Source organism: Pararhodobacter sp., from assembly GCF_034676075.1.
Lineage (GTDB): Bacteria > Pseudomonadota > Alphaproteobacteria > Rhodobacterales > Rhodobacteraceae > Pararhodobacter.
On sequence record NZ_JAUCCQ010000139.1, the window covers coordinates 1 to 10,692 of the forward strand.

General features: G+C 64.3%; 10 protein-coding genes and 1 pseudogene. 3 read left to right on the plus strand and 8 right to left on the minus strand.

The genetic code is table 11. From position 1 onward, the window contains the following. On the plus strand, positions 1–236 hold a 236-nt coding region (locus VDQ18_RS20805), incomplete at its 5' end, for a hypothetical protein (protein ID WP_323022791.1). A gap of 78 nt (positions 237–314) precedes the next feature. Here VDQ18_RS20805 and VDQ18_RS20810 read toward each other — a convergent pair. Beyond that, positions 315–1,661 carry an NAD(P)/FAD-dependent oxidoreductase gene (locus tag VDQ18_RS20810; RefSeq protein WP_323022792.1) on the minus strand — a complete coding sequence of 449 codons (1,347 nt, stop codon included), beginning with the start codon at positions 1,659–1,661 and terminating at the stop codon, positions 315–317. Between the two features lie 164 nt (positions 1,662–1,825). Here VDQ18_RS20810 and VDQ18_RS20815 point away from each other — a divergent pair, with 164 nt between their 5' ends. After that, positions 1,826–3,127, plus strand: coding sequence for an ABC transporter substrate-binding protein (locus VDQ18_RS20815; protein WP_323022793.1), 1,302 nt, complete (start codon positions 1,826–1,828; stop codon positions 3,125–3,127). Positions 3,128–3,145: 18 nt separating this feature from the next. Here the strand turns inward: VDQ18_RS20815 and VDQ18_RS20820 are convergent, their stop codons facing one another. The 5 genes from VDQ18_RS20820 to VDQ18_RS20840 all read right to left on the minus strand — a co-directional run bounded on the left by VDQ18_RS20820 (position 3,146) and on the right by VDQ18_RS20840 (position 8,313). Further along, positions 3,146–3,865: a FadR/GntR family transcriptional regulator gene (locus tag VDQ18_RS20820; RefSeq protein ID WP_107750884.1), complete on the minus strand. Its 720-nt coding sequence runs from the start codon at positions 3,863–3,865 to the stop codon at positions 3,146–3,148. Positions 3,866–3,993: 128 nt separating this feature from the next. After that, positions 3,994–5,367: an ammonium transporter gene (locus VDQ18_RS20825; protein WP_323022794.1), complete on the minus strand. Its 1,374-nt coding sequence runs from the start codon at positions 5,365–5,367 to the stop codon at positions 3,994–3,996. A 403-nt stretch (positions 5,368–5,770) separates the two neighbouring features. Next, complete coding sequence (locus VDQ18_RS20830) at positions 5,771–6,259, minus strand: flavin reductase family protein (protein WP_323022795.1); 489 nt, start codon at positions 6,257–6,259, stop codon at positions 5,771–5,773. Positions 6,260–6,280: 21 nt separating this feature from the next. After that, positions 6,281–7,513 (minus strand): styrene monooxygenase/indole monooxygenase family protein, encoded by a 1,233-nt coding sequence (locus VDQ18_RS20835; protein WP_323022796.1) that lies wholly within the window; start codon positions 7,511–7,513, stop codon positions 6,281–6,283. Between the two features lie 23 nt (positions 7,514–7,536). Beyond that, positions 7,537–8,313, minus strand: a complete 777-nt coding sequence (locus VDQ18_RS20840; protein ID WP_323022797.1) for an SDR family oxidoreductase — start codon at positions 8,311–8,313, stop codon at positions 7,537–7,539. Between the two features lie 177 nt (positions 8,314–8,490). Between VDQ18_RS20840 and VDQ18_RS20845 the strand changes: the two genes are divergently transcribed. Further along, positions 8,491–9,498, plus strand: coding sequence for an AraC family transcriptional regulator (locus tag VDQ18_RS20845; protein ID WP_323022798.1), 1,008 nt, complete (start codon positions 8,491–8,493; stop codon positions 9,496–9,498). On the opposite strand, the gene VDQ18_RS20850 is transcribed toward VDQ18_RS20845, so the two are convergent. Continuing rightward, entirely contained in the window at positions 9,491–10,303 is an 813-nt protein-coding gene (locus VDQ18_RS20850) for an ABC transporter ATP-binding protein (protein WP_323022799.1), read from the minus strand. The two genes, VDQ18_RS20845 and VDQ18_RS20850, sit on opposite strands and share 8 nt — an antisense overlap. Then, positions 10,300–10,692: pseudogene (locus VDQ18_RS20855) on the minus strand (ABC transporter ATP-binding protein); the annotation flags it as partial. The gene VDQ18_RS20850 and the pseudogene VDQ18_RS20855, both read right to left, overlap by 4 nt.

Here is a 10,692-nt window from a genome sequence, read left to right on the forward strand (position 1 = left end):
TCTCCATGATCGGCTTCTTCTGCGCCTCGCGCGCGATTTCGATATCCGTTTTGAAGCTCATGGTCTTTCTCTTCCTGTCGGTTTTCTGGGCACGGGAACCACCCGGGCAGGGGCGGCGTTATTCCTTATGCTCAATCTTTTTTCTTATCAGTCAACACAGAATCGGGCGGGGAACGACGGAACAGCACGGATTTTTTGCCGGGCCCCTCGCGGCAAAACAGGAGATTCCGGCCTGAAAACAAAGGCTTCCAGACCGGGAAAAAGGCCGGCCCCGCAGGGCCGGCAGGGGCATCTTCGGAACCGGGGGGACTGGTTCAGTTCCGCAGATAGGCGGCCATGCTGTCGTCCAGCGCATCCTTCCAGGGCGTGTGGTGGACGGGCGCCATGGTGCCGGTGATGACCGATTTGTAGGAATTGTTGCGGAAGCCCATGATGTCTTTCATCTTGTGCTTCTTCCACTCGAAGAAGGCCTCGCAGGCGCCGTCGATGTCGAAGCTGGGGTAATCCGTCTCGGCCACCAGTTCCTTGACGTAATCGGCCTGGTACTTGATGGCGTATTTGGTGTCGTCCGAGGCTTCCTCGCGCTCTTCGCGCTCCTTCACATCGGCCAGCATCGCCGCCTTGTCGGCGGGCAGGGCGATCTTGCCCATGATCGCATCGCGGGCCCACCAGGCCTGCGCGTCGAACATGTTGAAGGTGAACCACTGGTCCTGCATGCCGAGATAGAAGAGCTTGGGGTTATGCACCCAGACCACGCCCTTGTAGAGGTCGGCGGTCGCCAGCCGGTTCTTGGTCTTCAGCCGCAGATCGTCGGGCAGGAAGTTGAAGAAATGCTTGTAGCCGGTGCACAGGATGATGGCGTCGATCTTCTTGGTCGAGCCGTCCTTGAAATGGGCGGTGTTGCCCTCGACCTTGACCAGCGCGGGCTTTTCTTCCCAATTGTCGGGCCAGGCGAAACCCATCGGTGCCGAGCGGTAGCAGCTGGTCACTGATTTCGCGCCGTATTTCCAGCATTGCGAGCCGATGTCCTCGGCCGAATAGGACGAACCCATCACCAGGATGTCCTTGCCCGCGAATTCACGCGCGTCGCGGAAGTCGTGGGCATGGAGCAGACGGCCGTTGAAGCTTTCGAACCCCTCGTAATAGGGGATGTTCGGGGTCGAGAAGTGACCCGAGGCGACGATCACGTTGTCGAAGTCCTCGCTATAGACATAGTCCTTCTTGTGGTCGTGCAGGGTGATGGTGAACTTGCCGGTGTCGTTGTTGTATTCGACCCAGCGCACCACGGTCGAGAAGCGGATCCAGTCGCGGACCTGCGCCTTCTTCACCCGGCCCTCGATATAGTCGAAGAGCACGGCGCGTGGCGGGTATGAGGCGATCTGCTTGCCGAAATGCTCCTCGAAGGAATAATCGGCGAATTCGAGGCCCTCTTTCGGGCCGTTGGACCACAGGTAGCGGTACATCGAGCAATGCACCGGCTCGCCGTGCTCGTCGAGACCGGTCCGCCAGGTGTAGTTCCACAGGCCGCCCCAGTTGTCCTGCTTCTCGAAGCAGACGATCTCGGGGATTTCCTCACCCTTGGCGGCGGCGGATTGGAAGGCGCGCAGCTGCGCCAGACCCGACGGCCCGGCACCAATGATGGCGACGCGTTTCTTGCTCATGAAGGCACTCCCTAGTCGGTTTGTAATTGGTTCTCAGTGGTCCATACCAAAGTACGCAGACACCGGACCAAATTGTCAACAATTATTCACCCCAGGCATATAATTTCGTTACCAGGAAGATAATTTCTCTTTTGACTTCAAGGGTTAGGGTGGTAGGAATTGGTATGCTAAACTCCAGTTTCGCCCACCGCATGGCGGTGACCTCACTTTTCCCCCAGAACCGAGTCGGCATGAACGAGCCGGTGAAGATCGGTTTTCTGGCGCCGCTGACCGGGCCGGTCAGTTCCTGGGGGTTGCCGGGGCTGCACGGCTGCCGGCTGTGGGAGGATTGGCTCAACCGCGCCGGGGGCATGCTGATTGGCGGGCGCCGCTATCCGGTGTCGATCGTGCCCTTCGATTGCGGCTACGATCCCGAGCAGGCGATGGAGGGCGCGCGGCATCTGGTGCGCAACGAACAGGTGCGGCTGCTGATGATGCTGGGCGGCGACACCTTCACGCCCTGCCGCACTTTCCTCAACGACAACAAGGTCCTGACCTCGACCCTCCTGCCCAGCGACCTGTCGCCCGACACCCGCTACCTGATTGCCCCGTCCGAGGTGCACCCGCTTTACAACGTGACCGGCGTGGACTGGCTGTCACGCACCCGGCCCGGCATCCGCAAGGTGGCTCTGTGCAGCCAGAAGGATGCGCTGGGTCTGCCCTCGGTCGCGACCTACCGCGCCGCCTTCGAGGCCGCGCAGATCGACGTGGTCAAGGACATCGCCTACGACCCGGCCGAAACCGATGTCGCCAGCATCGTGCAGCCGATGCTCGATTCGGCGCCCGATCTGCTGTGCTGGTGTACCAGTTACACGCCGATGGTCCACGCGATGACCGAATACGCCCACAAGATGGGCTACCAGGGCGAGATCTTGTCCTGCACGCTGGACAACTATCAGCGACTGGTTGCGCGGACCTCGGTCGACTTCATGGACGGCGCGATCTTCCAGTTCCCCGATTTCGACGACCCCAAGCTGGCCAAGAAAGCGTTCTTCTTCAACCGCCCCAGCACCTTCTTCAAGGAATACAACGCCCGCTATCCCAACAGCTGGAGCGCGGTGAGCTGGGAATACGTGGCCATACTGGACCTGTGGCACGCGGCGGTGGAAAAGGTGGGATCGGTCAACCCGGTCTCGGTGCTGAACACGATGAAGCACATGGACACCACGCCCCATGCCTTTGGCTCGGCCCGCTGGTGGGGGGAAAGCGTCTTCGGCATCGACAACGCGCTGATCGGCGACTGGCCGGTGGTGACGCTGCAGGACGGAAGGGCGCGGATTGCCGAATTCGGCTCGATCCCCGCCTGGCTGGAGAAGCACGAACCCTTGCTGCACCGGCATCTGGGCCAGGTCGGCCAACTCTGGCAGCAGCGGCTGGAGAGCGCCGGCCAGAAGACCGGCCTCACCTCGCGGCAGGTCGACAGCTGAGGCGCCGAGGCCCGGCCGTCACCCGTCGTGCAGGAACAGCTTCTGCTCCTCGACCAGATGCAGCTTGGTGATCTCGACCGCGGCCTCGACGTCGCGGGTGGCGATCGCGTTGAAGAGCGAGTTGAACCGGGTCTGGTATTCCTGGATCCGGTCGGGCGTCAGATGCTTGCGCATCAAGGCGGTGCGGAAGGATTGACGGCAGACCTCGATCGTCAGCTCATAACAGGATTCCAGCAGCGGGTTGCGCGTGGCCTGCGCGATGCGGCGATAGAATTCCTCTTCGCTGCGGATGAATTCGTTGAGGTCGGTGCGCACCGCCTCGATCCGGGCGACGGTCTGCGCCAGTGCATCCAGCTCGCGCGGGGTCATGTTCATCACCGCCAGCCGCGTCATCTCGGGCTCGATGATCGAGCGCACGATGAGGTGGTCCAGCGGGCTGGTCCTTTCGCCGATGGAATCGGGCGAGGGGGTCTCGGGCCGGGCCGATTGATAGATCACGAAGCTGCCGCTCCCCTGTCGGCGACGGATCAGCTTGCGGGTCTCAAGTACGTCCAGCGCCTCGCGCACGGTGTTGCGCGATACCCCCAGCTCGGCCGCCAGAGCCCGTTCGCTGGGCAGGCGGGAATCAGGGGGGTATTCGCCCGAACGGATCCGCGCATAAAGCGTGTCGATCACGATGCGGACGGTCTCGCCGACGGTTTGACCGTTGGGCAGCTCCGCGGTGGGCAAAGACGTCATGATGGATCTACTTTGAGACGGTACAGGACCTAGACTTGCACAAAGCATAAGCAGGGGTCCGGCAAGCCACAAGCGCGACCCGACGAATAGTGAAGGCCCCGGCGAAACCGGGGCCTCCGACGTCGCGTTCAGGCGCCGCGCGGCGTGTCGGCATGGGTGACGACATCGGGCTCAAGACCCCAGCGGACGATGTCCAGACCCTTGATCTGATCCTCGTCCGAGACCTTCAGCCCGGTCGTGGCCCGCAGGATGACCGACAGAACCAGCCCGGTGACGACGCCCGCGCCGATGCAGGTGACGATCCCCGCGACCTGCATCAGAAGCGAGATCTCGCCATGCTGGAAGGCATAGATGCCTTCCTCGATGCCCAGATAGCCGCCGCGCGGGGTGCCCGCCTTGAAGATCCCGACCAGCAGCATGCCCAGGACGCCGCTGCCCAGGAACAGCGGGAACAGCTTGTGCTCGTCGATGCCGCGCTTCAGCGTGAACTCGTAGACCGCATAGGAGGCGAGCGGCGCCACGAGGCCGACGAGGAACGCCTGCCACGGCAGCCAGACGTCAAAGCCCGGTGCCCCGGCCACATAGCCCGCCAGCGGGCCGAGCAGCGTGTAGGCATAATTCCGGGTGCGGTAGGCCAGCAGCAGGCCGGTGATGGCCCCGCCCGCCCAGACCAGCGCGTAGTTGCTCAGCGCGATGCCGACGCTGGTATCGGCCATGGTCACGCTGACCGCATGCGCCTCGGGGTCGAAGAAGAAGAGGCAGGACATGATCACCATCGGCAGACCGGCGAAGATGATCATCAGGCCCGGCGCGCAAAGCCCGATGCTGGGGGCGAGATAGGCGCGCACCTCGGGATGCGGTTCCATCATGCCGGGGCGCTTGCCCATCTGGGCATTGAGCACCAGCGCGATGCCCGCCGGGAACATATAGACGAAGCCCACGCCGAAGAAGTCGTGAAAGCCCAGGTTGGTGAGCGGCCCGACCGAGCCCCAGGTCACCCAGCTGAGCACCGACGAGCCCAGAGTCGCGACGATGCAGGTGATGTAATAGGCCGAGGGCTTCATCCGCTCGGAAACCGAAAAGTGCAGCAGGATGTTGATGATCCCGGCAAAGACCGCCAGGAAGAAGATGAAGATCTGGAACGTGTTCAGCCCGGGGAAGATCGCCGGATCGAGGTGTTGGGCCATCGCGTTGGTCAGGTTGCCTCCCAGCCACCAATCCTTGAGCGAGTCCATCATCGTCCCGTCGACCATGATATAGTATTGCCCGGCCCAGAAGCCGAAGCCGATCATGTAATAGGTCGCGAAGCCCAGAAAGAAGCCCAGCGTCTTTTCGATGGTCGAGTTGAACAGGCTGCGGCGCCGAGCCGTGCCCGCGTCGATCAGCAAAAGGCCGACAACGACCAGGATCGCGCCCACGGTCCCGGATGCGTAAAGCACGTTCTGTACCAATGAATTCAATGTCACCTGTTCCGCGTAGAACGCGGTTGTATCGACGGACATTAGTTCCTCCCTCTTCTGTCCCTGCGTGTTCCGCCGGCTTTTCTTCGCGGCTTTCGGGCTGCAAAAGGACAAACGTCGAGAGGCGCCTGCCACCGATCGGAGATAGTACCAATTTAGACCTGTTTGGGTCCTCCTCGACCCAACGAAATCATGTCCGAGAACTGGCTCTTTTCAAACATATTTTTGAAACTAAAATTTCCTTAACGATTACAGGTACGTAAGAACACAAGTGCAATAATATTCCCAACAGGAAAGAACCACTTGCGACCAGATCGCCCAGGTGATCCGCAGAATCACAGGGCCACTTCACCCGTCGAGTCGCGAAACCAGCCGACAAGAAAGGCGCCCTCCGGTTGCGGAGGGCGCCTGTGTCTGCGGGTCATCTGCGCGGGGGAGAGGCGGTTCAGAGGGGGGCGAGACGATGGAAACGCGACTGTTCATAAAGCAGGGCCGCGCCTTCGGCCTCGCTGATATCGGTGATCTGGCCGATGAAGATCTGATGCGTCCCGGCCTTGAGGCTCTCTGCCACCTCGCAGGAGAAGGCGACCCGTGCATCGGCCAGTACCGGCAACCCCTGCGCATCCGGGCGCCAGTCGCCGAGCGCGAATTTCTCCTCGCCCGTCGCGCCGCCCATCCCGGCAAAGCGCATCGCCACGTCACCCGAAGGGTCCGGCAGAAGGTTCACGGCGAAGCGCCCGGTCTCCAGAATGCCCTGGCAGGTGCCGGTCGCCCGGTTGACGCAGACCAGCAGGCTGGGCGGGTCGGCGGTGACCGAACAGACCGCCGTGGCGGTGATGCCGCGCCTTCCCTGCGGGGTGAGCGTGGTGATGATCGTCACCGCGCCCGGGAACCGCGCCATGGCGGACCGGAATTGACCGGGATCGACGGACATGCCCATGCTCCCCTCCCTTGCTCAGGCGGCCTTCAGTTCGGCCAGATAGACCGAGGCGGCGGCCGGATCGGCGAACCACGGGAAGAAATCGCGCGGATCGTCGAAGCCGTTAGCGATGCGATGGGCAAGCCGCGGCTCGACGCAGGCGGTGCCCATGATCTCCAGGATGAAGGGCGGCGGCGGGGCCAGCATCATGTTGGTCCAGTTCACCACCCATTGCGCGTAGTCCCAATAGGCGTCGAAGGTGCCCTGCATCCAGGCGGCGTCGAAGGGCCGGTCGCCATGATCGAGGATGCGCTTGAGGTAGACCCGGGCCGCCTTGGCCGCGTTGTTCGAGCCCTGCCCGGTGATCGGATCGTTGAGGCAGACGGCATCGCCCAGCCCCAGCACCCGCGCGCCCGAGGGCAGCGTGCCGATGGGCTTGCGCACCGTCGGCGGAAAGCGGCCGGCGAGGATGCCGTTGTCATCGGTCAGGCTCAGGTTGCGGCAGCGTTCGGCTTCCCACGGAAGGAAGGTGTTGAGGATCGACAGCGAGGTTTCCAGATGCTGCTCGGGGCTCTTCACCTCCGCCCAGCAATCCATCGGGCCGCCGGGCACCCCCTCGAACACCATGATGTCGCAGGGGCCCGTGGTCGTCAGCGCCGGGAAGACGAAATACTCGCCCACGCCGGGGATCAGGTTGAAGTTCACCGCCGAATACTCGGGCCGCGGGGTCATGCCCTTCACATAGGTCAGCGCCAGCGCCCGCTGCGGCCGGTCATAGGGGGACTTCGTCGCATCGCGCTCGAACATCTTGCCGACATCGCCCTTGCCCGAGGCGACGATGACCAGATCGTCCTCCCGCGCGTAAAGCTCCATGTCGGCAATGCCCGCTTCCTTCAGCACCAGCCGCCCGCCCAGCTTCTCGAACTCGGCCATCCAGCGCGGGATCTTCACCCGCTGGTCGACCGAATAGGCGTTGCGGTCGAGGCGCGAGGCCCAGTCGACCGCCTTCGCCCCCGGCAGTTCGGGATGGGGCACGGCAAAGCTGATGCCCTCGACCGGCGGGCAATGGTCGGTCCAGAAATCGATGCCGAGGGCGCGCTCGGCCTCGATGGCGTCGCCGAACATGCATTGGCTGGACAGGACCTTGCCCGTCGCCATGTCCTGCGCGTCACGGTTCTGTACCACGCGCACCTGATAGCCCTGTTGCAGGAGCCCGATGGCCAGTTGGAAGCCCGACTGGCCGCCGCCGACAATGGTGATCTTTCTCATGGTCTTCTCCCTGTTGTTCTTTGTTATTCCATCAGTTTCGGGATCGCCGGGACGGCCTGTTCCGGGCCCATGGCGGTATAGCCGCCATCGACGCGGATATCCGTGCCGGTGATGAAGCTCGCCTCGTCCGAGCAGAGGAAGAGGACGGTGCTCGCCACTTCCTCGGGGTTGCCGGTGCGACCCAGCAGGTGAAAGGGCGCGGCCACGGCATCGGTCTTGGCGCGGTCGCCGCCGGTCAGCTGGTCCATGATGTTGGACCAGGTCCAGCCGGGGCTCACGGCGTTGACGCGGATGCCCTCGGGCGCGAGGTCCATCGCCTGATTGCGGGTGAGCTGCAGGATCGCCGCCTTGCTGACCGGATAGAGCCAGCGCCCGGTCTGCGCCACACGGGCCGAGATCGAGCCGAAATTCACGATGGCCCCCTTGGTCGCCGCCAGATCCTTGCGCGCGGCCTGCATCAGCATAACCGAACCAACGAGGTTCACGTCCAAGGCTTCCAGCCATTCCGACCGGGGCGAGTCGGCACCGTTGTCGAGATAGGAGCAGGCGACGTTGACCAGAAAGTCGATCCGTCCGTAAGCGTCGCGCGTCGCCTGTACCAGCGCCGCGATATCGTCGTCGCTGCGCAGGTCGCAGCGGGTGAAACCGACGCCTTCGGCAACCATTGCCTGCCCGGCCTCGGCGTCGATATCCGCCACCATGACCCGCACGCCCGCCTCGCGGAACGCGGCCACCACGGCCCGCCCGATCTTGGTTGCGCCGCCCGGAACGATGGCGACCTTGCCGTCCAATCCCCGCATGTTCTTCCCCTGTTGTGCCTTGTTTGACAGGTACTCTGGCAGGGTCGGCGGGGGTGACTATCCGCGCAGCACACGGATTATCCGAAAAACGAAAAAACCTTCATCCCACCGTAAAAATATGTGCAGACGCATGTATCCGGTGTTAGCCTTTGCAGGTCCCCGGCCCTGGAGGCTGTCATGGCGAATCCTGCTGCGGTCCCGCTGGCCGCCCACGCGCTGTTTCATACCCACGACCTTGACGAGGCACGCGAGCGCGTCGCCTCCGTCTTCTGCCCGCATCGGCTGGACCGGATCGGCAAGGGTGCGTTCGACGCCTGCCACCATCACCTCAGGGGCGAGCGGCTGTCCCTGAACTACATTGCCTACGGCACCAAGACCCTGATCGCCCCGGGGGAACTGCGGGATTTCTATCTGGTGCAGGTGCCGCTTTCGGGCGCCGCGGCGATCCGCAACGGGGCGGATACCTATGTGTCGGACCCGGCGCGCGCGGCGGTGCTGAACCCGCATCACGCGACGACGATGATCTGGGACGGCGACTGTCGACAGGTGCTGCTGCAGATCGACCGGCAGGCTCTGAATACCCACCTGGCCGGTCTGATCGCCGGGCGGCCGGATCGGCCGCTGACCTTCACCGGATCGTTCGATCTGACCAGCCAGCGCGGCGCCGCGCTGAAAGCGCTGCTCCTCTATCTGGTGACCGAGGCCGACGCGGGCCGTCCGGTGCTGCGCCCCGGCAGCCTGCTGGGGCGGCAGATCGAAAGCACGCTGATGACCGGCCTCTTGGAAGCGCATCGGCACAATTTCTCCGACGCGCTGAGCCATAGCCGCGGCCCCGCCCCCCTGCCCCGCATGGTCCGTCAGGCCGAGGACTACATGCTGGCCCATGTCGACCAGCCGATCGCCCTCGAGGATGTGGCGCAGGCGGTCGGCGTCAGCGCCCGGACCCTGCAGCTGGCGTTCCGCAAGTTCCGCGACACCACGCCCATGGCCTTCCTGCGCGACGCGCGATTGGACCGGGCGGATGCCGATCTGCGCGCGGCGCTTCCCGGCAGCAGCGTGACCGAGATTGCCACGCGCTGGGGCTTCGGCCATTTTGGCCGCTTCGCCGGGATCTACCGCGCGCGCTTTGGCTGCACGCCGCGGCAGACCTTGCAGGACGCGCTGGCCGACCGCTTCGTCAGCTAGCGCGCTGGAACCAGGGTTTTTTCGGGTCGGGCTCGGGGATCGCCTCCAGCAATTCGCGTGTATAGGCAGCCTGCGGCGCGGCGAAGAGCGCCTCGCAGGCCGCATCCTCGACGATCTCGCCCTGATAGAGCACCAGCACCCGGTCGCAGAGGCGGCGGATGACGCTCAGATCGTGGCTGATGAAGGCCAGCGTCAGGTTCATCTCGCGCACCAGATCCCGCAGGATCGACAGGACCTGCGCCTGACTGGACACATCGAGGCCCGAGACGATCTCGTCCGCCAGAATGAAGTCCGGCCGGAGCGCGATGGCCCGGGCGATGCCGACCCGCTGGCGCTGCCCGCCGGACAGCTCATGCGGGAAGCGCGCGCCGAAACTGCGCGGCAGGCCGACACGCTCCAGCGCCTCCAGCGCCCCCTCGCGCGGGTTGGGCCTGCCGTGCAGCGACAGCGGCGCGGCGATGATCCGGGCGACGGACATGCGCGGATTGAGCGAGGACATCGGGTCCTGAAAGATCATCTGGAAGCGGTGCCTGAGCGGCCGCAGTTCGGCTTCCGGCAGGTGAGTCAGGTCGGTCCCGTCGAAGGTGACGCGCCCGCCGGTCGGCTCCAGCAGCCGCACCAAGGCCCGGCCCAGCGTGGACTTGCCCGAGCCCGAGCCGCCGACGATGCCCAGGACCTGGCCCCTCGGAATGGTGAAGGACATGCCTTTCAGGATCTCGATCCGGGGCGCGGCACCGAACAACGGCTTGCGGGTCATGTCGGGCAGCGACAGGCGCAGATCCTCGACGCGGTAGAGATCGCTCATGAATGCCACCTTTGGTCGGCTTCGGCCACCGCGCGGCGGGCCTCGGCGATCACCGCCTCGGGGACCGGGGTCAGGTCCGCCGTGGGATCGGTGTGCCGGGGGGTCGCGGCCAGCAGGGCGCGGGAATAGGGATGCAGCGGCGCCTCGAAGAAAGCGCCGACCTCGGCCTCTTCCATCACCAGCCCGCCATAGAGAACGGTCAGCCGCTGGCAGATTTTCGACACGACCCCGAGGTCATGCGTGACGAACAGAAGCGCGGTGCCATGGCGTGCCTGCATCTCGAAAATCAGCTTCAGGATCTGCTTCTGCACCGTCACGTCCAGCGCCGTCGTCGGCTCGTCCGCGACGATCAGCCGGGGTTCCGCCGCGAAGGCCGAGGCGATCAGCAC

What these genes read in the sequence shown, in the direction of transcription:
- VDQ18_RS20835 (WP_323022796.1), bottom strand. Translation starts at nt 7,513, where the DNA reads ATGAGAAAGATCACCATTGTCGGCGGCGGCCAGTCGGGCTTCCAACTG.
- VDQ18_RS20820 (WP_107750884.1), bottom strand. Translation starts at nt 3,865, where the DNA reads ATGACGTCTTTGCCCACCGCGGAGCTGCCCAACGGTCAAACCGTCGGC.
- VDQ18_RS20840 (WP_323022797.1), bottom strand. Translation starts at nt 8,313, where the DNA reads ATGCGGGGATTGGACGGCAAGGTCGCCATCGTTCCGGGCGGCGCAACC.
- VDQ18_RS20810 (WP_323022792.1), bottom strand. Translation starts at nt 1,661, where the DNA reads ATGAGCAAGAAACGCGTCGCCATCATTGGTGCCGGGCCGTCGGGTCTG.
- VDQ18_RS20825 (WP_323022794.1), bottom strand. Translation starts at nt 5,367, where the DNA reads ATGTCCGTCGATACAACCGCGTTCTACGCGGAACAGGTGACATTGAAT.
- VDQ18_RS20850 (WP_323022799.1), bottom strand. Translation starts at nt 10,303, where the DNA reads ATGAGCGATCTCTACCGCGTCGAGGATCTGCGCCTGTCGCTGCCCGAC.
- VDQ18_RS20815 (WP_323022793.1), top strand. Translation starts at nt 1,826, where the DNA reads ATGCTAAACTCCAGTTTCGCCCACCGCATGGCGGTGACCTCACTTTTC.
- VDQ18_RS20845 (WP_323022798.1), top strand. Translation starts at nt 8,491, where the DNA reads ATGGCGAATCCTGCTGCGGTCCCGCTGGCCGCCCACGCGCTGTTTCAT.
- VDQ18_RS20830 (WP_323022795.1), bottom strand. Translation starts at nt 6,259, where the DNA reads ATGTCCGTCGATCCCGGTCAATTCCGGTCCGCCATGGCGCGGTTCCCG.